The sequence below is a fragment of the Flexilinea flocculi genome (assembly GCF_001192795.1).
Taxonomy (GTDB): domain Bacteria; phylum Chloroflexota; class Anaerolineae; order Anaerolineales; family Anaerolineaceae; genus Flexilinea; species Flexilinea flocculi.
Genome location: NZ_DF968181.1, coordinates 932,271 through 956,739 on the forward strand (window position 1 = coordinate 932,271; position 24,469 = coordinate 956,739).

The window sequence follows — 24,469 nt, forward strand, 5'->3', positions numbered from 1 at the left end:
AACAACAAAGATTTTTAACCATATTTCGCATTGCTGAGAAGAAACCAATTCTCATTTTTTCGATACAATTATCATATCGGAAATTTACTTCATGATAAAAAATAAAAACTTGAAACGATATATTCTATGCTTTCTACTGGCAGCGCTGTTATCAGGATGCACTGCTATCGGGAATCCGATAACAGTCCGTACGCCGGATCTGGATGCAACGCTTTATTGGATGGTGGACGATGCTGTCTCCCGTGTTTCGACGCAGATCGTGCATGAGCTGGATATGCGCTTTGATCAACTGCTGACAACCACTACTGAAGTCAAAAAATATTCTCAAACTGTGGCAATAACTCCGGATTTGGCCGGAATTACATCGGTACCATCCGGTTTGATGACCGCTCGGGCGGGAGAAATGTCCACGTTGTTTCCGTGTGTGGATGAGTTGAAATTTGTCGCGGATATCACCATTCCAGATAAAACGACTGTTCAGGCAGGCAAACCATTTACAAAAACATGGAAAATCAGGAATAACGGCACCTGCACCTGGACCGATTCCTATAAACTGGTTTTCTCAAAAGGTGATCAGATGACTGATAAGAAAGAAATAAATCTTCCGGAAGGAACGATTGTTCTTCCTGATGATACAATTGAAATATCCGTTTACATGACAGCTCCAAAAGAGAAAGGATCTTATGCCAGTTTTTGGCTGATGAAGAGTCCGGATCAAAAACTTTTTGGAGCAGGGACGAACCGTGATCAAGCAATTTGGGTAAAGGTGGAAGTCAAATGAAAAAACTAATCTTCTGGTTCATTTTTATTACTGTGATTGTATCTGGATGCACCGGAAATATTCCGGTACAGATCGACATAAACGCAACTGTTGAGTCAGCGGTTTCTTCTGCGTTAGCTGCCAACAAAGATTTTGTCCGTCAGGAAATTTTGGATTACTCTCAAAATGTTCAAAATACTCAAATTGCCAGCCAAATTGACCAAAAGATCAATAATGCAATATCCGAATTAAAGCTTGCTGATGTGAATTTGCCTATGGAACAACTGACTGTCACACCGACACTTTCGATTTCATCGAATTCAAAAGACGGTTGTACCAACCGGTTTGAATATGTATCTGATGTTACGTTTCCGGATGGATCGATGACGCTGCCCTACACGACGTTTACAAAATCATGGTATATACAAAATACCGGTACTTGTACCTGGAACTCAAAATATAAAGTTGTGTACTATTCGGGGGACAATGTCGGCACAGCGAAATCTTTCCCGCTGTTCACTTCAGATAAGATCGCAAAACCAGGGGAATCCATCATCGCTTCTGTCAAACTGTATGCCGGTGAAGGGCATAACAATGATTACACAACCTATTGGTCATTACAGAGCGACGACGGCGAAATTTTTAATGGCGGTACTGCGCAGAATATTCCGCTTTCTTCCGTTTTTCATGTCGGATCACAATATAATTTCTATGATAATCTCAGTGGGGCAATTTGTTCGGATAATACCGGTTATTTTTACTGCGGCTCATCGGATAAAACTTCGGGACGTGGTGTTGCCTTTTATGAAAGCAATCCTACTGTTGAAAGTAATTATGCCGGACAACCGGCAATCATTATAGCTCCTCCGTTGATTGATGGAGGAAAAACCAGCGTTACTTTTGGACCTGTGCGGGTACCCAGAGGCACATGGCTGCGATCATCCATCTCCTGCAGGCCGAATGCGCCCTTATGCAACGCAAAAGTAAGGTTATATGTTCAAGTGGAAGGGCTTACACCGCAGATTGTAACCGAATCACAGGAATTTAATGACGGCTTTGTCACAGAATGGAATGTCCAACTGAGTGATTACGGTTATCATGACCAGGATTTGACGTATACTTTCGAAGTAGAAGCGATCGGCGGGGCTGACAAGGATGATGAAATTGTATTTCAGGTACCACGATTGACGGATAAAGCGCCGATTTTGTAACAGCATAGCATGATTTTTCACAAACGTTTTTTGATTTTTTTGATCGGATTATTCAGCCTGAACTTTTTTGTTCAGGCTGTTGCTTGTATCCCAGGCAACATTTTATCAGTACGCGCAGCTCCCAATACAGTTACGGCTGGCGACCTGATCAACCTGATTAATGGCATGCGGACGGCAAACGGTCTGGGAGCATTGGCAGTTGATTCCAGTTTGATGGCATGCGCTCAAAATACTGCGGATACAATGGCGCAATACGGAATGTTCGGGCATATCGGTGATGTCAGCGGCAGGGTTTCGACATTTGGCTACAACAATGGCAATAAAGCTTTTGCGACGGAGAATTTCATGATTGGTCCGACAACATTGGCGAATATTCAATCGAATTGGTCAGATGCCGACCACATGATTCCAGTAACCAGCGCATCGTATTGCCATATCGGAGCTGGCGTTTCAGCAGAGGTGAATGGGAAAGTGTATTATGTGATTCAGGCAGCTTATCCTGGAAATGTGGCAGGCTGTGGCTTTTCTTCAGCCGGATCGAAAACGACTTCAACCGGTTCTTCTTCCGGATCCATTCCGAATCAGAATGTTATCGATGCCTCGCAAATTATCAAAAGCATTAAGATTGCAACAGCGGATGCGAATGGCGATATTTATCATATTGTTGAAAACGGACAGACTTTGTGGGGAATTGCATCAGCTTATCAAGTATCCGAGGATGAGATTGCTGCCTGGAACAACCTTTCTGATAAAGCTTCTTTAAGACTCGGACAAAAATTGTTAATACCCAAAGGCGATTCTTTCCAAAAAACACCAACCATTGCGGCGACAATTCTGCCAACGATGGATGGCAATCATGAATTCCGTCATGTGATTGTCGAGGGGGATACGCTGTCTTCTATCGCAAAATTATGGAAGACAACCATCAACGAAATCATACAAAAGAATGGTTTGAAAGAGGATTCTACCTTGCAATTAGGATGGAAGTTGCTCATTCCTGTTACACCAACGGTCACACCGACTGTAACGAGTACATATCCAGCGACTCAGACGCTTTTGCCAACGGAAACGGCACAACCTTCGCTGACTCCGGCATTTCAACCGATTGTTCCAGAGATTGAAAAAAATCATCGTCCACAAGCATCGCTCAGAACCTATCTTATTCTGAGCGCCTTCAGTTTATTTTTCCTGGGTGTCATATTTGTTTTCATACGGTTGATGAATCAGAAGAAAAGCTAGAGGTATCCTTATAAAAATAACAAAAACCGGATCTTCAAGATCCGGTTTTTGTTATTTTTATAACTACAGATTTAATTTTGTTCAGAAATCATCGATTCCAGCATTCTGGTTGTCAGCGCTTTTGGCCGTTCAATCGGTTTATTGACAGCACGGGCGAATACCACGTGAGAAGTAATTCCCAACATCCGGCTCAAGCCAAAAAGAACGGTGTAGTAATCAGTTTCCGTAACGCCAAAATGATATTGCAAAGCGCCATTGAGAGCATCCACATTCGGCCACGGATTCTTTACTTTTCCGGTTTCCATCAGAATACCGGGAACTACCTCAAAAACGGCCATAGCTGTGCGGAACAATTCATCATCCGGGAAATGGGCTTTCGCAAATTCCATTTCAGCAGTAAAGCGCGGATCAGTACAACGCAGAACCGCGTGACCGTATCCCGGAATCACTTTTCCATCCTCCAAAGTTTTTCTTGCATACTCTTCGATTTGTTCTTTGGATGGTATACCCTGGTAGAAGTGATATAGATCCAGCAGCCAGTTGCAGCATTCCTGATTGGCAAGACCATGTAAAGGACCGGCAAGACCATTTAATCCGGCTGAACAGGAAAGATAGATATCAGACAACGCTGAACCGACCAGATGCGCGGTATGTGCGCTGACATTGGCATTTTCATGATCCGCATGAAGGAGGATAAACAAGCGCATTAATTCACTGTAGAGCGGATCATCACCTTTGCCGATCATATGAGCAAAATTGGCTGCATAGTCCAATTTGGGATCCGGATCGATTTGTTGATTATTGCGGTATTTCTTGTTATAAATGTACGCTGCAATTTGGGGCATCCTGGCAGTCAAGTCGATGCTGTCATCAAGTGTGGATTTCCAATAATCATTTTTCCCGACAGATTCGTGATAAGCTTTTGAAAATTTTGAATCACAGGACATCGATAAAACGCCGGCCGATAACATCGCCATGGCAGATCCGTCATCCGGAAATGAATCGATGATTTTGAATACATAATCCGGTACTGTTGCCCGTTTTTTCCATTCTTCTTCAACTTCTTTTGCTTTTGATAAAGTGGGTAATTCATTATCCATCAGAAGATAATACAATCCGCCAACCATTGGATATTTCGAACCTGGAGCTTTGGGCAATAATTTCAAAATTTCATTGATAGAATAATCACGATATCGAATTCCATGGTCTGGATCGACGAAAGAAATATCGCTTACCTGAATCGGCACTCCTCGGATTCCGGAGTAAATTTGCTGGACTGTGACGTTGGAAATAACAAAATCGCCATATTCCTTAATCATCCGCGCAACACGTTCACGCCAAACCGATACATTGGCTTCAATTCTATCTTCGAGTATCATTTTTTCTCCTATGTTCAGATTTGATATAGGTTAATCCGAACAATATCGTATAAATTATTTTTTGCAGCGTATCTGGTAATTGCAGTGAAAATGATTGATCAACAGGTTCTTCCTGAATTCTCTGACGATTTCCGCTGCTACCTCAGCAATTCAAAAAAAGGTCTTGCTTTTTGAATCACTGTTGTGATCTGTTCATCGAAGTTGCTTTACAACAATCAGCCTAAATTATTCTGAGCATATCCCAAATCATGAGATATCTCCAGCATATATTTTCGTAGCAACCCTGCGTATTCATGCAGTTTTTCCTCATCCTGAAAGCGTTGCGAAGGACCGGAAATCGAGACTGATCCAATCGGGCAGCCTTTATCGTTGAATACCGGGCTGGCTATGCCGGAAGCTTCAGACAGCCATTCTCCATGACTGATTGCATAACCCGTCTGACGAACGATTTCCAATTGTTGTCGAATTTGTTCAATTTTATACTCGGACTGTTTGGGATCCATTTCATCCGCTGCCACTTTAAGAATTCTTTCGATTTCTGATTTTTCCATGAAAGCAAGAATGGCACGCCCTCCTGAACCGGCATACAGTTTTAAACGTTGACCAATCATTTCGACAATTCTGACATTTTGGCGGCTTTCAAGCCGTTCAATACAGATTCGTTCGTTTCCTTCGACGACATAGAGACTTACAGTCTCGTTCGTTTCATCCAGAATTTTTTTCATATACGGTAATGCAAATACGCTGAGATCCGATGTTGAATTGTAGATCCCCGCCCATCGAATAACGCGCCCGCCAAGACTATAAGTCCGACTCTCAGGATTTTGTATCAGTACGCCTTCATTTCGGAGAGAGGACAATAAACGCCCTGAGGCGCTGCTGGAGATCCCCAGCAGTCGGGCTGCTTCCCGGACTCCTAATTCTGGTTGTTTAATCGAAAAACAATCCAGGAGTGAAAAAATACGATTAATATGACTGTCTTGGCCTGTTTTCATCGATCCTTAACTGTCCCTTTATAAGGGACGCTGTCCCGTATAATAATACATATTATTATAACTGAGATTTATTAATATACAAGATACTATTCAGAAATTGATGATGAAATTGGTGACGCTTTTCTGATGAATTGAACTGCACCGATAAAAATTGGTTTTTTCGATTATCCGTAATTATTATAAAGACAGACTTATTGATAGATAAGTCTGTCTTTATAAAGAGAATTCAATATTTCGTTATTCAAAATTTTCGGATTCTTGAGAATTGATCATTGGCTAATCAACCCTCGATTTTCACTGATTTCAAGGCTTTGCTCAATTGATCCGGACAGGATGTCGGTTTCCCGTCACAGCTGATGCCTTCCAGTTTATGGATTACATCATCCAGAATCATACCTTCCACTAATCGTCCGATGCCGGTTAAATTTCCGTCACACCCGCAGATAAATTTTACATTATGTACGGTGTTATCAATGACGTCAAACTCAATCAACCGTGAACATGTTCCTTTCGTTTTATAACTGTAATGCATAGTCCTTTTCCTTTTCCTGACGGAATTGTTGTGTATAGAGATGATAATATTTCCCTTTTTGTTTTAATAACCCGTTATGGGTTCCTTCTTCAATAATTCTTCCATCTTCGATGACGATAATTCTGTCAGCTCGTTTGATCGTGGAAAGGCGGTGGGCAATGATAAAGCTGGTCCGTCCTTTCATTAATTGCTCCATACCCTTCTGTATTAAATTCTCCGTTATTGTATCGACTGAACTGGTTGCTTCATCCATGATGAACAATTCCGGATTGGCTAATATGGCTCTTGCCAGACTGATCAACTGTTTCTGGCCAACGGAAAGCAAATTTCCATTTTCTCCAACTTGTTCATCATATCCGTTGGGCAGCCTCTGAATAAATTCATCCGCTCCGGCAGCTTTCGCTGCTTCGTGCAGTTGATCATCGGAGGCATTCAGATTTCCATACTGCAAATTTTCGCGGATCGTACCTGAAAACAGATGTGGTACCTGCAGAACCATCCCGATCCGCGATTGAATACTTTCCATTTTATACGTTTTATAATCATTTCCGTTAATTCGTATGACACCTTTTTTTGGTTCATAGAATCTGCACAGGAGATTCACTATGGTCGATTTCCCACCACCGGTTGATCCGACTAACGCGATAACCTCACCCTGCCTGACCTTTAAAGAGAAATCTTCCAGAACAGGCGTTCCATCGCCGTCATCGTAATAAAAACTGACATGATCAAATTCAATATCACCGGCGATGCTTTCCGGTTCGTATGCATCCGCTGAATCTCTGATTACAGGTTCTGTGTCCAATAGCGTAAAAATTCGTTCGCCGGAAGCAATGGATTGCTGCATTTCGCCGTAAACTCTGGCAAGATCTTGAACTGGCCACAGCATGGAAGTGACATAATTGATAAATGCTTGAATTCCGCCTATTGTGATCATTCCAGAATCAATTTTCTTCTGACTGAGTAAAATGATGGATGCCAGAGCAACTGCGGAAAGGATTTGAATACACGGGAGGAAGAGCGCATTTAGGCGGGCTGCGCGATATGCAGATTGGAACATCGGAGAGGTTAACTCGTTGAATTCGCGCAAATTTTCCTGCTCGCGCAGCAATCCTTTAATAACACGTATTCCCGATATATTCTCATTATATGATCCGGTCACTTTTGAATTTAATCGCCGGACATTGCGATATTCTTTCAAGATTCTTAATCGAAACTGCCATGCTGTGACGATCATGATCGGTGTAATGGCAAGGACGATCAACGCCATCTGCCAGTTTATCGCCAGCATGAAACCGAGAGAGACCAGAATATTGACAATTGCGAAAGACGAATCGACCAATCCCCAAGTGACCAGGTCGGATATGCGATAACTGTCTGAATTGACACGGGACATGATCCAACCGACTGGCGTGACGGAAAAGTAGGATAATGATAATTTTTGTAAATGCGTGAACATTTTTTGCCGCAGATCATACCAGATTCGTTCGCCAATCATCCCTGCGATATAAACAAATCCAAATACGCTGACTGCCTGAACGAGGATAGTCAAACCATAATATCGCACAATCCGCACGGCTTCGGATTTGCTGCCAGTAAGAATTGCCTGGTCTATCAAGAATTTATTAAGAATGACCTGGATGGAGTCCATCAGGGTCGTGAGCAGTGTGAAGCAAATAAAGGCGAAAAACCAATTGCGATACGGAATTGCAAACTGAAAAATCCGTTTAATAATATTGCGGTCAATTTTCCCCTGGAAATCTTCTTCATCAAAAAAATCTTCAGTCACAGCACATCTCCTTCTCCAATTCTTCTTCAATTCTTGTCTGAATTTTGAAGATTTTCTGATAAAGCCCTTCCTGGTTTATAAGATCCTGATGCGTTCCGGATTGGATGATTCTGCCTTTGTCCATGACTAAAATTAAATCCGCTTCCTGTATGGTTTGAATTCGATGAGCGATAATAAAAGTTGTTCGATTCCGCATTAAGTTCTTAAGTGCACTCTGAATATCTGATTCTGTGTCTGCATCCACAGAGGATGTGGCATCATCCATAATTAAAATGCGCGGATTTTTCAGCAGTGTCCGTGCAATTGCAATCCTTTGTTTCTGCCCTCCGGAAAGTGTAACTCCGCGTTCTCCGACCATTGTGTTATACCCTTTCTTGAAAGAAAGAATATTTTCGTGAATGGATGCAGCTTTTGCTGCTTCTTCAATTTCTGACTGCGATTTTTTTTCGCTGACGCCATACGCGATATTTTCACCGATTGTACGGGAGAACAGGAATGGCTCCTGTTCAACAATCCCGATATGTTTCCGTAGATAACTGCGAGGAAGCTCGTTTAGCTCAATTTCATCTAACTTAATACTGCCGGAAGTGTATTCATAAAATCGCGGAAGCAAGTTCATCAGTGTGGATTTTCCGGAACCGGTTGATCCGATGATGGCAACTACTTGCCCTGGCATAACGGAGAACGAAATATCTTTTAGGATTTCTTCCTCATTTTGATAGGCAAAACAAACGTGATCCAGTGTGATATAGCCCTTTGGATCCTTTTGCGGAAGGTAGCTGCCTTTGTCCAAAGGCTCCTGATCTTCTTTAAAAATATCCATCACGCGCTGAAAACTGATCAGGGCACGTGACATGTGGACAATAATTCTGCCCATATTTCGGATTGGCCAGATGATCCAGATAATCAGTGAAAGAAATGCGACGAAATTTCCAACCGAAATTTTCCCATCAATCGCGAAGAAAGCGCCAATGATGAAACTGATAGCCATCTGTGCTCCGCATAACAGGTCAGTCGATGGCCAGAAAAATGCTTCCATTCGCAGCAGCCGTTTGCCTAATTGATATTTTTTCCAGTTTTCCTGTTCGTATTTCCGAATTTCAAATTCCTGGCGCGCAAATGCTTTGACAACTCTGACACCAGTAAGGTTTTCTTGCAGCAAGGATGAAATCACAGCATCCTGATTTTGATACGCATCGTATTTTTTTGAAATATTTCGAAAAAAGCCAACCGCTACCAGGAAAACCAGCGGAACGATGATTAATGTCGAAAAAGCCAATGTTGGGTGAATGCGATAAATCGCTGTAAAGTTGATGATAAAAAGAAATAGAATTCTACCGATTCCAATGGCTTCTTCAGAAAAGAATCGACGGATCGCATCCACGTCAGAAGTCGATCGCTGGATAAGATCCCCTGTGTCAACTTTTGCATGATATGCAAATGACAGTCTCTGAATATGGTTAAACAAATTATTACGAATTCGAAGGGCTATGCGTTCCGCTGTGTAGTTAGCCGTACTATTTGCAAAATATGAAAACATTCCTTCCAAAACTGCCAGCAGAAGCAAACCTGCAGCAATGACTGCAATTGGAAAAGTGCGAATCTTCAGAATCAACCAGTTATCAATAAACCAGGAAAGCAGTAAATAGACACTGGTTTTGCAGACGGTTGAAAGTCCCTGGGAAAGGATTGCAAAAAGATAGCGCACACGGTATCCGCTCATGCAGTACCATAAATTCACGAGCTTTCTTTTTGATCTGGCTGATGTCAAATCGTAATCGATGATTTTTTCAGAGCTTTTCAAGCGAATACCTCTTATCTCATATAAATTGATGTTTCCAGAACAGAAAATTATACAATACTTCTTTGTGGCAGCGATTCGAAGTATAGCTTGATGTTCGCATCAATCGGGAAAAATTAGATATCGTGATGTTTTTTGCGCAAAGCGCAAAAAACATCACGATAACAAAGAATCATCCCCATACTTCGAATTGTTGTCTTTAGATACTAAGTTCGATAAATAAAATGAGACCGGTACAACAGCACCGGTCTCAAAAAATTGAATCGAATTGTGTTTAGAAGAGATGCAGCTTTGCAATAACCGGTGCGAATGTTGATGCAACAAGCGACATCACGGTGATTAATGTATTTAAGGAAGGACCGGCTGTATCTTTGAACGGATCTCCTACGGTGTCGCCGATAACAGCGGCTTTATGAGCTTCAGAACCTTTTCCGCCAAACATACCTGTTTCGACGTATTTCTTCGAATTATCCCACAAACCGCCTGCGTTGGACATGAAGAGAGCAAAGATGACGCCGGTAATGATCGCGCCGGCTAAAAATCCGGTCAGACCTTTTGGACCGAGCAATCCTCCGACCAGCAATGGCATAATAATCGCGATGGCTGCAGGAAGAATCAATGATTTCAATGCTCCGGAAGATGCTAAAGCGATGCAGCGATTGTAATTCGGAAGGACTGTTCCCTTCAGAATTCCAGGCTCTGCTCTGAATTGTGAACGAATTTCTTCAATCATTTTGAAAGCATTCTTTGTCACGGAAAGCATTGTCAAAGCGCTGAAAAGCGGAGGACACATTGCGCCCAGGAATATTCCGGCGAGAATCAAAGGATCCAGAATGGAAATATCCGCGGCAGAGAATGATCCGCCAAGAGGTTTGACTGCCATATTCACTTCGCTGACAAAAGCTGCGAACAATGCCAGAACGGTTAATGCGGCGGCTGCGACTGCAAAACCTTTTGTAATGGCTTTTGCCGTATTGCCTGCAGAATCGAGCACATCTGCACGATCGATGACTTCCTGATCCATACCGGACATTTCTGCGATACCGCGGGCGTTATCCACAATCGGGCCATAAGCATCGGCTGAGACGATCATACCCGAAACGGAAAGCATTCCTACTGCAGAAATACCGACTGCGTAAATACTCAGGTCAAAGTTGCTTTGTCCACCGCAGACGAAGAAAGAAATAACCATGGCGATCACAATTCCAACAATGGATGGAACGATCGAAATCAAGCCGTAACTGAAACCGCTAATAATTGTAATTGCTGCGCCTGATCCGGAATATTCAGCAGTCTTTTTGACTGGTGAAAACTCATCCGAAGTAAAGAATTCAGTCGTTTGACCAATAATGACACCGACGGAAGTACCGACCAGAATCGCCCAAATCAGCCGATTATCAATTTCGGGGATCAGGAAGATAACGATCGCCATAAATACTGCAAAAGCGCCGCAAGTGATGAATGTTCCCATGTTAAGGGATTTCCCAGGTTTGCCACCTTCACCAACTTTGACAAGGTAAACGCCAATCAAGGATGCAATGATACCAAGTGCGCACAGGAGTAATGGAAGGACGATATAGTGAACTTTTCCCATTGAAGCACCGAGCAGCATGGCTGCAACCGCTGAAGCAACATAGCTGTCGAAAATATCGGCGCCCATTCCGGCGACGTCACCCACATTATCTCCCACATTGTCTGCGACAACGGCCGGATTTCGGGGATCATCTTCTGGAATACCAACTTCTACTTTTCCAACCAGGTCGGCTGCAATGTCTGCTGTCTTTGTGTAGATACCGCCGCCGGCTTTTGCAAGTAATGCCAGAGAGGAAGCTCCAAGGGAGAATGCAAGAACGAACTGCGGATTATTGGTGAGCAGATAAACCGAGCACATACCGATTGTGGCAACGCCGACTACTGCAAAACCCATGACGGCTCCACCACGGAAAGCGATATTGAAAGCTTTTGGAAGGCTGATACCGGATGCGACGGCTGAACGTACATTGGCCTGGACAGCAACTTCCATTCCAAGGTATCCTGCAAGAGCAGAGCAAACAGAACCGATCAGGTAACAGATTGCTGTCTGAATTCCTCGGCCGCTGCCGTCAATGGTATAAACGACTGCCAGAATTACTGCCATAATAACAGCGACAATCACTAAAGCTGTGTAAAGTTTTTTCAGATATTCGCGGGCACCGGCATGGATCCAGCCAGCAACTTCTCTGGATCGATCAGTACCGTCATCCTGTTTCTTTACCCAGAAGAACAACCACAAACCTACTGCAAGAGAAACGATGCCGCAGGCTAAACCAAAAATTAACCATCCAGTAGTATTACTCATTACTACGCTCCTAATATGATTGTGATGGATTCTGAAAATACAACAATCAGAGATCCTGGGGGGGATTTAGACTGTCATTGAATTAATTGCAGGACCGGCTGATAATTGTCTAACAACAAATACAATGCAAACAGCCCAAATTAACCAGTCTATATTTTATCCTGTTTTCTCGTTTTCATGTATGGATTATTTAAAAACAATACAGTACTAAGATAACCCAAAAGAAATTATTATTATCATGGATTACAGCATATACAGCAATTCAAAATATGAAAATTGTGAGAAACAAATATGTATTGTCCTAAAAAAGACTTTAACTTTAATAAATGATGTTTTATATGAAATTATTGGAAAGCAAGGCAAATGGTTTAGATGAAACCCGTTTTTGTTATTACCCTGTAGAGGCGAGTCCGTTGGGGGAACGCAATCTCATAACACATACGAGAATCGGTTGCTCATCGGGCTGACACCCTCCTCGCAATGACAGATCAATCCATGAATGACTTATCTTATAAATCTTTGGCACAAAGCACAAAAATCAACACAACAACCAATGTTTTTTTGCATCATTCGAATTGCTTGCCCATCTTTCGAATTACTGAAAATTGAATAAAAAAATAAAGAATTTCCTTTATAATAAGAAAATGTAGTAATTCGAAAAAAGCGGAGTTCATATATCAAATTTGTTAACATCATGCTTCGCGCAAAAACAACTCAATAACAATCAATTCTTCTCATATTTCGAATCGCTAAAGTGCAGCAGGGCATGTATTGCTGCCGGTTAAAATCTCGATCTAACAAGGAATTTTCATGGAAATTGAAATTCTTCGCTTTCCAACGGATGTTGACTGGGCGCGTTGCTTGTTTTTGGCGCGCGTTACACAAGGAAAAGACGGTATGATTACACCCTCTGAAGAGTGGAAAAGGAAAATCATATCGGCTGAACATTCTCCAATTCGAACGTTAATGTACACAATTGCGATGTGGCAAATCCCTTATTTTGCCAGTGTTCATTTTGTGAGACATAAGTTCGGTGTTGAACATTATGTAAAGAGCCAACGTGTGAATCCAAATCGCGGAGAGGATCGACAGGATTCGCCGGTCAATCATGTAATGGATCTGAATGCACAAGCTTTAATCAATATCAGCCGTAAACGGCTTTGTTACAAAGCTGATCCAAAAACTCGCGAAATCATGGAAGAAATCGCTTCTGAAATTCTTAAAGTTAATCCTGTTATGCACGATTTTATGGTACCCGATTGTGTTTATCGCGGCGCTTGCCATGAATTCCAATCTTGCGGTTATTTTGAAAAGAGGACGCAATGAGCGTTATATGTGATATTGGAATATTGCAAATGATCGATGAAGGATTAGTTGATTTTAGCCGCTCTGAAATTGATCCAATTACATTGCGATCGCAAGTAAATCCCAACACTATGGATCTGTCACTTGGACAATTTGTGCGTTGGCCACGGAATTCTCAAAATCCGGTCGTTTTTGGAAAACCTTATGCTGCTGATGAATTCTGGGAACTGCGGAAAATTGATCCTCAACACGGTATATTATTGGAACCAGGGGATATTTTTCTGGGATGCTCACGAGAATTTCTGCGAATTCCCAGAGATGTGTGCGGACAAGTGTTTACAAAATCCAGTTTAGGCCGTGTTTTTATCAATCACATGATGGCAGGGGTGATCGATGCCGGTTTCGAAGGAACAATTACGCTTGAACTTAAAAATGAAGGAAAGCACAGCATCATTCTTCCCTATGGAGCAAGAGTCGTTCAAATTCAATTTAACCGACTTGAGATGATTCCCGAGAGAGATTATTCGCAAAGGATTAATCGCTATCAAGGGCAGATTCAACCGGAACCAGCACGAGAGGAACGATTATAGTCACTTGAATTCAAGGTCATTCTTTTGAAATTTGGAAAAACCTTTGCAAAAAGAAAGAAATATGTTTTTTCATTTTTTTTGTTAAGCATAATAATTACACAAGAATCAATGATTCTTCGCTTTTTTTGAAAAAGAAAAATTCTTCTCAACGAAAGGGGAAAATAATGAGACGATCTGACAAAAAAACTTTGTTTTGGACACTTTTGTTGATTGTGATTACAGTTTTCTCCTTAGTGTTTATCGATGCTGCAGGATATGCGGCTGATCCTGGATCTGATGCAATTGTTGACAATTTTCTGACTGTCAATCTTCAATTAAACTCACCTGATCCTGTTAACTTCTCCGGAAAAACCGGCGATGATGTGCTGTTATTGCTTTCGGCTTCCCTTTCAGAGACTACGATCGGTTCCGCAAGTTCGGCTACTGTTAAAATTTACGTGGATGAAAATGAGATCCAAATGCCGACTTTGGCAAGCGGGAAAATGTTTTCTAACGGATCAGAAATACTATTAAAAACCGATCCGGAATCCGGTGTTCGATATATCACATTTGATATTCAGGCTGGCGAATCGGTCAATGCACAAATCTTTTTTACTGTTCCAAACGGAATATCTCGAAATGGTATTTCTGCCACTTTATCGACTTTTGCATATGATGCTGCAGGAAATGAAATTACAGATGCTTCTAATGTAAACATTACAAGAAAAGTTGTCATGACGTGGAATGCAATTCATCAATGGGATCCGGTTGAAGAATCTGTTTCTCATTCAATTTTGAAAATGAATGCTTCTCAGAAATTACCAGAGGCAATAACCTATTCGATTCATGCGGCTTCCTTAAATACTGTCGAATCCGGTATTATTTTTACGAAACATTGGTCAATCGAAAATATTCTTACATTTCCACAGGGTATTTCACTGCCGGATGGAGAGGCTTCAACGAAGGACGGTATATATTTTCTGGCGGAATTACCATTTATTGAAACAAATTGTTCCGATGCCAGTTTTGAACTCACCGATTCCAGGCACCTGGTTGTCCAATGCGATATGCAAAATCTGTCGTTGAATGCCGAAAACAATAAACAGGAAATTTCGAATCCGGATATTAAAATGATTTTGTATACAGAACGATTAGGACTGGATCCTGATTCTTTTCAGGCGGATCAGCCAACTATAATCCGCAGCGATGTCCGTTTCCTGGAAACATCCTTTTTCGATGTAGAAACAGTGAGCTCAGTTTTTCAGGAAACTGAGATTCCAGAGCCCGCTCCAGATTTCCAGATCACGAAAAGTGCCAGCCTTTACGATAGTCAAAAAGAACCTTATTCACCGGATGTTCAAACAGTCGTTCTGCATGATTTCATTCGATATGATATCGTTGTGGAAAACAAGGGCGCCATAGCCGGTACGGTGGATGTGGTTGATTCAATCCCGTTTTATACCGTTTTTTCAAAATTTGAAGAAGGAGATTCAATTGGCAAACTGCTGACGGATGGTGATCAATCCCTCAATGTAGTCTGGTCTGATCAGACGTTTGCTGCAGGAGAAATCCGACATTTTATTTTCTATGTTCAAGTAACACAACAGGGATCGAATCTCGCGCAGGTTGATAATTTCGCTTATGTGATAACCGATTCCGATGAGAAATTACGATCGAATACTGTTTCGCATAAATTTGCCCAGGTTGAACCCGATATCCGTCTCAATAAAAAAGCAATCGATCAAGAGGGGAAAGAGATTTCATCGATCCATGAAAGTCAAATTCCCTCGCTCTTTTCTTATCAGATCGAAATCCATAATTTCGGAGTTGAGGATGCCGTCAACCGGAAAGTGGCTGATCCACTTCCGGATTGTTTCGATTTCGTCAGTGCAGATAAAGCTTATTGGATGAATTTGAATGGAGAGAAGGTTTTCATTGGGAGTGATCCTGTTTATGATTCTTTGACTCATACAGTAATTTGGGAAAACCTGAATATCCCAGGATCTCGTTCTGGCACAAATATTGTCAATCTGATAGTGCAGGTTCACTTGAAAAATGACGATTTTTTGCAGGATGGTTCGGTCGTAAATAATGAAGCAATCATTTATGACGATACGAATGAAGAGGACAGAACCACATCCGAGGTCATTTACAAAGTTAATCCAATTGGTTTCGAAAATCAGGACGGTCAGAATCCTGGAAACCAGAATCAAAAATTATCACTTTCTCTTCAAAAAAGCGTTTTAGCGATTGGCACGATTAATGAAGAAAATCAGCAATTGGAAAACTTTAAAAGCAGCTTGTTTCAATATCAATCCGGTGTTGACGACGGTATCCTCTTCGATGTTTTCCTGTGGAATGACACAGAAAGCACGAAGCTTCTTCCCGTTGATCTGCTGATTGATTGGCTGCCGGAAGGTTTCCAATACCGAGGGATCACACGGGTAACAGATTCAAAAATTGGCGCTGATTCCGTTACAACCAATGCGGAGTCGGAACCGAATTATCCGGTACAATCTGAGAAAGCTTTTTCCCGAATCTCAGCGGTCATCCATGCCGATTATCGTGTTGAAGAAAGAGCGATCTTGTTTTCTGTACAAGGTTTATCTGGCGAAAAGGTATTCCTGGAACCTGGGCAATGTATTGAATTTGGAATCATTTGCCAGATTGAAAAGGAACAGGCGAATAATCTGTCATCTCAAAACCATATTGCCTTCGGGTTCAATCCGACTCAAGATGGTTCTTTATTTCCAGAAATTTCAGATCAGGCTGTATTTATAATTACAAGAGATTCATTGCCTTCCAACATCAGTGAAAATGCTAAAAAATTATCTATCGCAGAATCAAGCCTTTATGCTGAAGTCTCAGGAAATTCCGATCTGATCTGGTATGAAACTTCCGTTTCGGTCGCGCCGGCTATGATTCTGCCCGGTGTGAAAAAAGAAGCGATCATGCAGCGACATGGTGGCAGCGCAGCCTCTTTCGTGGAAGAAACAGAAATTGGCAATGATCGTCAGATTGAAGCACAGGCTGATGTGCAGTGGAAAATTACAATATCCAATTTTGCAACACATCAGAATTTAATGAATCTGCCGATTGAAAATTATGTTGTCAAGGATATTATCCCGGTTCCATATTCAATTCCAACCGTTTCAGAAAATTACCCCGGCGGATTCATCCCTATATTTTCTCTTTTTGATTCATCCGGATCCTTAGTCAAATCGATTATCATCCCGGAGTCAGCTCAAACGGTTACGTATCGTACCGTTGTTGAAGAGGCCGGCAGTGAAACTTTATCACTTCAAGTTCCTACGATCCAATGGATGCTGAATGGTGATGATTACGAAATTCCTGATGGATATTATGCGGAAATCTCTTTTTGGACAATCTATCATAGCCCTGTTCAGGAAACTGGCAGTTTTACAAATACCGTTGAAATTACTTTTTCACAGGAATTCAATAAAAATCATGTAAACATTGGGACCGTTCTTGCGGATGGGAAGACAATTTCTGCCTTTGACACAGTCTTTTTCCGGGGCGCTTATCAGTCTTTTTCGTACATGATGGTGACAGACCTTTCTGAAATGAATTCAGGCAGCGGGTATGGGTATGACGCCGAGCATAATGCGATTGAGACAAAAGGACCGGGCGCTCCTATTGAATATACGATGAATATTTCGAACAGCAGTTCGAGAGAATTCAAAAATCTGGTTGTGATCAATAAATTACCGGCGGCTGGAGATTTCGGCAACATCAATCTGCAAAGCCGTCGCGGCAGCGACTTCTCAGTCCTGATGGATGTAACAAATCCAGTTACGGTTTCGGTAATTGATGCTGTTGACACAGGTTCAAAACCGATTGTGACGATTGATCCGTCTCATTTCCGTGTTGAATTTACAGCAAACACTGCGTTTACCAAATCGGAGTGGAGCGGACAAGACAGCCACAATTTCCATGCCGATTACGATCCAAACCGCGATACCGGTTTTCGTATTGTATTTGACGAGAGTGTAAGATTACAAGAACGGCAAAGCCTGATGATTCAATATCATGCAATCATTGGGGATGATGCCCGGTCAGGAGAAACAGCCTGGAATACATTCGGTTATGCTTATCAGGAAATTTCCGATCAAATTGTGTACGTTCCGGAACCGACAAAGGTGGGCGTCCGAATCAGCCAGCAGGCTGCTGTTTCATATGGCAGAATTCGAATAGAGAAGACTGATCAAAATGGTTCTGCATTGGCTGGCGCCAGTTTTACAATCTATTCTGATTTTCGGTTAGCGAATCCTATGGAGACAATCACTACAGATCCTGATGGATTTGCCTTATCGAATTTATTGCCGTTGGGAACATATTGGGTGCGGGAAACCGCAGCGCCCAATGGATACATTGGGTCAAATCGGATTTGGACTGTGGAATTGTCTATGCCAGATCAAACGGTGCTTGTCAATGGACGACCGATCCATAATTATCCCATTCAGCCTACACAGCCGCAGCCGATTACAACGCCACCCAATCTGCCTACACCAACCTCAGGATTTGATATTCCATTTCTTCCGGAAACAGGATTCCCCGCAAACCGAAAAGCGCCATTAAGTGAGCAACCTGCAGGTCTCCTTTATAAAACAACCGGATTTACACTGGAAATTCCGATTCTTAACGTAACAACCGATATCGTATCAATTCCGATAAATGAAGGAAAATGGGAAGTCAAATGGCTGGGAAATCAAGCAGGTTTGTTCAACGGAAGTGAGATTCGAGAAAATGAGCCGATTTATATTGCAGCTCATAATCATCTAAATACGGCTGAAATCGGACCTTTCCTGTTGATCAAAGATTTGAAGGAGAATGATCGAATTTTTATTACCGATCGTGAGGGAATTATGCGGCAATATTCGGTTTTTGAAAACTTGCTGGTTGAACCTGATGCATTTTCCAAAGTTAAAGAAGTTGCTGAATCCTGTAAAGGATCTTTAATCCTGGTTACATGTGAACAGGAAATGGAATCAGGCGGGTATGCATATCGCAGAGTTGTATTTGCACAGCCAGTCGGATAAACAACTTCCGTTTCTTTCTCAGCGATACAACATATAGTCTTGATCATCAGTTATCAGGATGTGTTGTTATACGAAGTATAAAAAAAGCAACTTATATTATTATTTTGTCTCTTTAAAACAACAATTCGAAATATGAAAAAATCGATATTTCGAATTGCTGCTTTTATTAAATCTGTCGATTTTTGATCTGTTAAATCTTCCGAGCAACCTCATCTTTGCATAATGCGACAAATTCATTGATCTTCATGGGACCTGGATTCTCACCGGATCGTTTTCGAAGAGCCACTTCACCGTTCTCCATCTCCTTATCACCAATCACTAACATGTAAGGAACTTTTTGCTTTTGAGCGTCCCGAATTTTTGCGTTCATCCTGTCTGATCGGGAATCGACATGCACTCGGATTCCTTCCCGTTTCAGTTGTGCAGCGACTTCGTTTGCATAATCGACGTGTCGATCTGCGATCGGGATCAATTCAGCCTGAATTGGCGCCAGCCAGCTCGGGAATGCACCACCGTAATGTTCAATCAGAACACCGAAGAATCGTTCCAGACTGCCCAGTAACGCACGGTGAATCATATACGGGCGGTTTGGTTGTCCATCTTCACCGATGTAATTAATGTCAAAACGTTCCGGTTCATTGAAATCAAATTGAATCGTTGAAAGCTGCCATTCGCGGCCGATTGCATCATTCACTTTAAAATCAATCTTCGGACCATAGAAGGCGCCGCCACCTGCATCTACTTCATACGGCAGATTGTGGCGTTTCAAGGAGGCTTCCAAGGCTGCTTCCGCGGCTGCCCAGCGCTCGGGATCGCCCACTGATTTTTCTGGTTTTGTGCTCAGGTATGCCTGAATCTGCTGGAATCCAAATGAGTGAAGCATGTGGAGTGAAAATTCAACCGTAAAATCAATTTCTCCCGGCATTTGGTCCGGTCTGCAAAAATGATGGGCATCATCCTGTGTGAAACCGCGCACGCGTGTTAATCCGTGCAGGACTCCGCTGCGTTCATACCGATAAACCGTACCTTCTTCCGCATAGCGAATTGGCAGATCCCTGTAGGATCGAGTATTGCTCTTATATATATAAAGATGGAATGGGCAGTTCATCGGTTTAATGTAATATTTCGTCCCTTCAATATCAATCGGGGAATACATATTTTCATTGTAGAACCCTAAATGTCCTGATGTCTCCCATAATTGTGATTTCCCGATATGAGGTGTAAAAACGAAATCGTAACCCCATTTTTCATGTTCCTCACTCCAAAAGTTTTCGATCAATTTGCGAATTTTTGCTCCTTTGGGATGCCAAAGGATCAGCCCTTGTCCGACTTCTTCGCTGATACTGAACAGATCCAGTTCTTTCCCGAGCTTTCTGTGATCGCGTTTCTTGGCTTCCTCAAGTTTCCACAGATATTCTTTTAATTCTTCCGGTTTTTCAAAGGCTGTTCCATAGATTCGCTGCAGCATCGGGCGTTTTTCGTCTCCGCGCCAGTATGCGCCGGACACGTTCATTAATTTGATCGCCTTCGGATTAATTTCACCAGTATTGGCAACGTGAGGACCACGGCAGAGATCCACAAAATTGTTCTGATAATAAAGACTGATTTCCGGCTTTTCGTCAGTTGGATTGCCATCCTCGTCCAGTCCGCCTTTTTCCAGCCCTTCGATTAATTCCAGTTTGTAAGGCTGGTCTGCAAAAACGCTTTTAGCTTCTGCTGCTGTTACGGCTTTACGGGTGAAATCGAATTTTCCTTTAATGATTTCTTTCATCCGATTTTCAATTTCATCCAGGTCCTCCGGTGTAAGGGTTCTTGGAAGATCAAAATCGTAATAAAAGCCATCAGCAATTGCCGGGCCAATCGCAACTTTTCCATTGGGAAATTTTTCCAGGACGGCTTCAGCCATGACATGAGCGGCGGAATGCCGGATCTTGTAAAGCTCAGAAGCCTCGTACTCTGCATTATGTTTTGCTGCCATCATTCCTCCAAATAAAAATAGCCTCGCTCCATGTTACTGGGGCGAGGCTTAAAATATCTCGTGGTTCCACCCAGATTGATAACTCAAAAAATGAGATATCCACTCTGCAGATCGATATCGGGATGCTTGTCCGGCGCCTTATTGTTTCGGCTGCAGCTCACGGGTGGTTTTCATCAGATTTTCGGTCGGATTCTCACTACTTCATCCAGCTCTCTGTGCGAAATTTCCTGACGCTTTGTCCCGATCATCGCTTATTGGTTTTGATTATACTTGATTCGATAAAAAATTCAAGGTTGTAACATCTTCTGCAGTAATTCGAAATTTGGATAAAATTTTGATTAAAGAACGATAATGAATTCTCTTTCTATTTCGAATTACTGCATCTTTTCCAGCATTCTTTCTCTTGTATTGAATGGCTGGTTTATTTTTTTATGATTTCGAACCCCAATCTTTGGCCGCTAAATATCCAGATTGCGGACTTCATGTGCATGTGTCTGAATGAATCGGGTTCGGGGCGGAACTTCCTGACCCATGAGCATATCAAATGTTTTTGATGCAGTAGCTGAGTCTTCAACCGTTACCTGAAGCAGTGTGCGGAATTCCGGATTCATGGTTGTATCCCAGAGCTGTTCCGCATTCATTTCGCCCAGACCTTTGTAACGTTGGATCGCTGCTTTTTCTGCACCGGCGCCAAGTTTTTTCAGTAGCGCGTCCCTTTCGTCATCTGAATAAGCATATTGAACATTCGAGCGGTATGCGATTCGATAGAGGGGCGGTTGTGCAATAAAAACATGCCCTTCTTCAATCAATGCCGGCATATAGCGGAAGAAAAAAGTTAAGAGGAGCGTCCGAATATGAGCACCATCGACATCAGCATCGGTCATGATAATAATTCTGCCATAACGGAGACCTTTAATATTGAAATTTTCTCCAATACCGCAGCCGATCGCGGACACCATGGCTTTAATTTCATTGTTCGCCAGCATTTTATCTAAACGAGCACGTTCTGTGTTCAGAATTTTTCCTCGCAGAGGTAAAATCGCCTGGAAGCTGCGATCACGGCCTTGTTTTGCGGAACCGCCTGCGGAATCACCTTCAACGATGTACATTTCTGTCTTTTCAGGATTCCGTCCAGAGCAATCTGCAAGTTTTCCCGGCAGTGTCATGCTTTCCAAAGCAGATTTTCGGATGACTAAATCGCGGGCTTTTTTCGCTGCATCTCTTGCTCGGGAGGATGTCAGACACTTGCTGACAATCGCTTTCCCGGCTGCGGGATTGTTTTCCAGAAAATCCTTAAAACTTTCTCCAACGACCTGCTGAACGTATGTTGCTACTTCTGTGTTCATCAGTTTGACTTTCGTCTGACTTTCGAATTGTGGATCCGGATGCTTTACACTCACCACAGCCGTCAAACCTTCTCTGGTGTCATCACCGGAAAAATTCGGATCAGATTCTTTCAGCAGATTGGCGCTGCGAGCATAATCATTAATCACTCTTGTGATCGCAGTTCGAAGACCAGTCATATGGGATCCGCCGTCAATGGTATTGATCGTATTTGCAAAGGAATAAACGGTCTCGTTATAAACGTCAGTGTATTGAAGAGCGAATTCAATTCCGATGTTCTCGATTTCCTTATCAGCGTGAACAATCGCATGCAACGGTTCTTTGTCTTTATTCAAATAATGAACAAAGGAGGTGATCCCGCCTTGAAAGTAAAACGTCATTTCTTTGTTTGTCCGCTCATCTAAAAGGTGAATCTTCGTCTTTTTCGTAACAAACGCCATTTCACGGAAACGGTTTACCAGTGTTTCATAGCGATAACCAGTCTCTTCTTTAAAGATACTTTGATCAAATCGAAAAGTAATTTCTGTGCCTGTTTTGTCTTCAGGACAATCACCGATGATTTGAACACGCGCTTCGGGTTTTCCACAACGGTAGCGTTGAAAATATACTTTCCCATCACGATAGACGCGTGCTTCCAGCCATTCTGACAGGGCGTTCACAGCCGATGATCCGACCCCATGCAGACCCCCCGATACTTTGTAAGAGGATGTGGATCCGCCGAATTTTCCGCCCGCATGAAGCGTTGTCAAAACAACTTCAAGCGCAGATATTTTCATCGTTGGATGGATATCTACTGGAATACCGCGTCCATTATCCAGAACGGTCACACTATGATCTTCATGCAGCGTAATATCGATTTGGGTACAAAAACCGGCTAATGCTTCGTCTACAGCATTGTCGACTACTTCATAAACCAGATGATGCAGTGCTTTTGAGTCAGTTCCTCCCACATACATACCCGGTCGTTTCCGTACTGCTTCCAGTCCATCAAGGACTTGTATGTTTGATGCGTCGTAGTGAGAAGATGCATTCGTATTTTCAGTCATTTTCGGAAAAATCCTTTTTTAATGATTTCTGCATTTTCGACCAGCCATTTCAAATTTTGCTGATAAAGTATAAAACTGGCGCAGATAAGAGCCGTTGAAATAAACGCGTGTCCAAAAATTCCAATGAGCAGCAGCCAGGAATCTGAGGATGGTATTGTCCAGATCAGGTTGAGCCCCTGAAAGAGAATTACGCATGCGATAATAAAGAAGCTCGTTGGGCCGGATAACCATCGGGACATACGCCAGCTTAGTTTTATTGCATCCATAAGCCTAAAGTCGCTTAAGAGGATCGCATGCGGTGTAAAGAATAAGGGGATGATAAGCCAAGCTAAACCCAAAAACAGAATCAACGAGATGACTTGTGCAACAGAAATTGAAATAAATGCTAATAATGTAAAAAGACATGAAACCGGCAGTAATAACACGAGCCCTGCCGCAAAAAGGGCAAGAAGCATTAACACAATATTCGATGCATTTTTTAGAAATTTTCGGAAGGTCAGTTTTCCGCGTGAATACGCACAGGTTTGTCCGATGATTGAATAATAAAAAATTCCTAAAACCAACCCGATGATTCCTAATATGATGACCAGAATTAATCCTGTGAAAAATGAGTTAATTTCAATGGTTCTCATTCCCGGGAGCGGACTCCCTGGTAAAATCATTCCACCAAACAAAGCCGGAATGCTGAAAGGAATCGATCCCAGCATGCTCGTCAGATTCAAATCCCGGATGAGCAATACCATGGAATCATACAGCGAGCCTATCTGCATACTCAGTTCCTGAGGTGCATTCTTATTGAGTTCGGTGAAGATTGCATCGATTTCATTATGGAAAAGCTCATAAATCCTGAGTCTTGGTCCTAGCCAGATTAGCAAATCTATCATGACCGGCAAGACCAGCAGATATAAGTTTTCAGCTGTTTTATTAAATCCTTCGCCTAACACTCTGGTTATGCTTGGAAAGCTTATTTTAATGAATTTTTCGTTTGTTGACATAACTCCTTAATTTTACCACAGGCGTTATTTCCTGAGTCTGAAGAGTGATCCCAAAGAAATTATACTTAATTTCGATAAAATAACTCATAAAATTTTCTGATTTCGTAGCAGGATACGTTTGTTCGAAA

General features: G+C 42.2%; 15 protein-coding genes. 6 read left to right on the forward strand and 9 right to left on the reverse strand.

Annotated features, from left to right (window positions below):
• The first annotated feature begins 91 nt into the window (after positions 1 to 91).
• From ATC1_RS08960 to ATC1_RS08970, 3 genes are read left to right on the forward strand one after another with little or no spacing between them, the layout of a single operon-like run.
• A complete protein-coding gene (locus ATC1_RS08960) occupies positions 92 to 781 on the forward strand; it encodes an NBR1-Ig-like domain-containing protein (RefSeq protein WP_062280660.1) in 690 nt (229 codons plus the stop codon).
• Positions 778 to 1,971, forward strand: a complete 1,194-nt coding sequence (locus tag ATC1_RS08965) for an NBR1-Ig-like domain-containing protein (RefSeq protein ID WP_062280663.1) — start codon at positions 778 to 780, stop codon at positions 1,969 to 1,971. Before ATC1_RS08960 ends, ATC1_RS08965 begins: the two co-directional genes overlap by 4 nt.
• 9 nt (positions 1,972 to 1,980) lie before the next feature.
• Positions 1,981 to 3,210: a LysM peptidoglycan-binding domain-containing protein gene (locus ATC1_RS08970; protein WP_062280666.1), complete on the forward strand. Its 1,230-nt coding sequence runs from the start codon at positions 1,981 to 1,983 to the stop codon at positions 3,208 to 3,210.
• 71 nt (positions 3,211 to 3,281) lie between these two features.
• Here the strand turns inward: ATC1_RS08970 and ATC1_RS08975 are convergent, their stop codons facing one another.
• The 6 genes from ATC1_RS08975 to ATC1_RS09000 all read right to left on the reverse strand — a co-directional run bounded on the left by ATC1_RS08975 (position 3,282) and on the right by ATC1_RS09000 (position 12,044).
• Positions 3,282 to 4,589, reverse strand: a complete 1,308-nt coding sequence (locus ATC1_RS08975; RefSeq protein ID WP_062280669.1) for a citrate (Si)-synthase — start codon at positions 4,587 to 4,589, stop codon at positions 3,282 to 3,284.
• Positions 4,590 to 4,804: 215 nt separating this feature from the next.
• Complete coding sequence (locus tag ATC1_RS08980; RefSeq protein WP_062280672.1) at positions 4,805 to 5,584, reverse strand: IclR family transcriptional regulator; 780 nt, start codon at positions 5,582 to 5,584, stop codon at positions 4,805 to 4,807.
• A gap of 280 nt (positions 5,585 to 5,864) precedes the next feature.
• On the reverse strand, positions 5,865 to 6,116 hold the full coding sequence (locus ATC1_RS08985) for a TIGR03905 family TSCPD domain-containing protein (protein ID WP_062280675.1): 252 nt from the start codon (positions 6,114 to 6,116) through the stop codon (positions 5,865 to 5,867).
• The gene (locus tag ATC1_RS08990; protein ID WP_062280678.1) at positions 6,100 to 7,905 is read right to left on the reverse strand and encodes an ABC transporter ATP-binding protein; all 1,806 of its coding nucleotides are present in this window, start codon (positions 7,903 to 7,905) and stop codon (positions 6,100 to 6,102) included. The genes ATC1_RS08985 and ATC1_RS08990 overlap by 17 nt, the downstream gene beginning before the upstream one ends.
• On the reverse strand, positions 7,898 to 9,709 hold the full coding sequence (locus ATC1_RS08995) for an ABC transporter ATP-binding protein (RefSeq protein ID WP_062280681.1): 1,812 nt from the start codon (positions 9,707 to 9,709) through the stop codon (positions 7,898 to 7,900). Before ATC1_RS08995 ends, ATC1_RS08990 begins: the two co-directional genes overlap by 8 nt.
• Before the next feature lie 271 nt (positions 9,710 to 9,980).
• Positions 9,981 to 12,044 carry a sodium-translocating pyrophosphatase gene (locus tag ATC1_RS09000; protein WP_062280684.1) on the reverse strand — a complete coding sequence of 688 codons (2,064 nt, stop codon included), beginning with the start codon at positions 12,042 to 12,044 and terminating at the stop codon, positions 9,981 to 9,983.
• A gap of 810 nt (positions 12,045 to 12,854) precedes the next feature.
• On the opposite strand from ATC1_RS09000, the gene ATC1_RS09005 reads away from it, so the two are divergent.
• The 3 genes from ATC1_RS09005 to ATC1_RS09015 all read left to right on the forward strand — a co-directional run bounded on the left by ATC1_RS09005 (position 12,855) and on the right by ATC1_RS09015 (position 18,978).
• The gene (locus ATC1_RS09005) at positions 12,855 to 13,370 is read left to right on the forward strand and encodes an FAD-dependent thymidylate synthase (protein ID WP_062280687.1); all 516 of its coding nucleotides are present in this window, start codon (positions 12,855 to 12,857) and stop codon (positions 13,368 to 13,370) included.
• Positions 13,367 to 13,939 (forward strand): dCTP deaminase, encoded by a 573-nt coding sequence (gene dcd, locus ATC1_RS09010; RefSeq protein ID WP_062280690.1) that lies wholly within the window; start codon positions 13,367 to 13,369, stop codon positions 13,937 to 13,939. Before ATC1_RS09005 ends, dcd begins: the two co-directional genes overlap by 4 nt.
• A 164-nt stretch (positions 13,940 to 14,103) precedes the next feature.
• Positions 14,104 to 18,978, forward strand: a complete 4,875-nt coding sequence (locus ATC1_RS09015) for a SpaA isopeptide-forming pilin-related protein (protein WP_062280693.1) — start codon at positions 14,104 to 14,106, stop codon at positions 18,976 to 18,978.
• A 190-nt stretch (positions 18,979 to 19,168) separates the two neighbouring features.
• On the opposite strand, the gene thrS is transcribed toward ATC1_RS09015, so the two are convergent.
• The 3 genes from thrS to ATC1_RS09030 all read right to left on the reverse strand — a co-directional run bounded on the left by thrS (position 19,169) and on the right by ATC1_RS09030 (position 24,341).
• Complete coding sequence (thrS, locus tag ATC1_RS09020) at positions 19,169 to 20,959, reverse strand: threonine--tRNA ligase (RefSeq protein ID WP_201777271.1); 1,791 nt, start codon at positions 20,957 to 20,959, stop codon at positions 19,169 to 19,171.
• A gap of 455 nt (positions 20,960 to 21,414) precedes the next feature.
• Entirely contained in the window at positions 21,415 to 23,346 is a 1,932-nt protein-coding gene (gene gyrB, locus ATC1_RS09025) for a DNA topoisomerase (ATP-hydrolyzing) subunit B (RefSeq protein ID WP_062280699.1), read from the reverse strand.
• Positions 23,343 to 24,341, reverse strand: coding sequence for a hypothetical protein (locus ATC1_RS09030; protein WP_062280702.1), 999 nt, complete (start codon positions 24,339 to 24,341; stop codon positions 23,343 to 23,345). Before ATC1_RS09030 ends, gyrB begins: the two co-directional genes overlap by 4 nt.
• Between the last annotated feature and the right edge of the window lie 128 nt (positions 24,342 to 24,469).

Coding starts and splice junctions, on each gene's coding strand:
- gyrB (WP_062280699.1), bottom strand. CDS start 23,346: ATGACTGAAAATACGAATGCATCTTCTCACTACGACGCATCAAACATA.
- ATC1_RS09005 (WP_062280687.1), top strand. CDS start 12,855: ATGGAAATTGAAATTCTTCGCTTTCCAACGGATGTTGACTGGGCGCGT.
- ATC1_RS08975 (WP_062280669.1), bottom strand. CDS start 4,589: ATGATACTCGAAGATAGAATTGAAGCCAATGTATCGGTTTGGCGTGAA.
- thrS (WP_201777271.1), bottom strand. CDS start 20,959: ATGATGGCAGCAAAACATAATGCAGAGTACGAGGCTTCTGAGCTTTAC.
- ATC1_RS09015 (WP_062280693.1), top strand. CDS start 14,104: ATGAGACGATCTGACAAAAAAACTTTGTTTTGGACACTTTTGTTGATT.
- ATC1_RS09000 (WP_062280684.1), bottom strand. CDS start 12,044: ATGAGTAATACTACTGGATGGTTAATTTTTGGTTTAGCCTGCGGCATC.
- ATC1_RS08970 (WP_062280666.1), top strand. CDS start 1,981: ATGATTTTTCACAAACGTTTTTTGATTTTTTTGATCGGATTATTCAGC.
- ATC1_RS09030 (WP_062280702.1), bottom strand. CDS start 24,341: ATGTCAACAAACGAAAAATTCATTAAAATAAGCTTTCCAAGCATAACC.
- ATC1_RS08960 (WP_062280660.1), top strand. CDS start 92: ATGATAAAAAATAAAAACTTGAAACGATATATTCTATGCTTTCTACTG.
- dcd (WP_062280690.1), top strand. CDS start 13,367: ATGAGCGTTATATGTGATATTGGAATATTGCAAATGATCGATGAAGGA.
- ATC1_RS08965 (WP_062280663.1), top strand. CDS start 778: ATGAAAAAACTAATCTTCTGGTTCATTTTTATTACTGTGATTGTATCT.
- ATC1_RS08980 (WP_062280672.1), bottom strand. CDS start 5,584: ATGAAAACAGGCCAAGACAGTCATATTAATCGTATTTTTTCACTCCTG.
- ATC1_RS08985 (WP_062280675.1), bottom strand. CDS start 6,116: ATGCATTACAGTTATAAAACGAAAGGAACATGTTCACGGTTGATTGAG.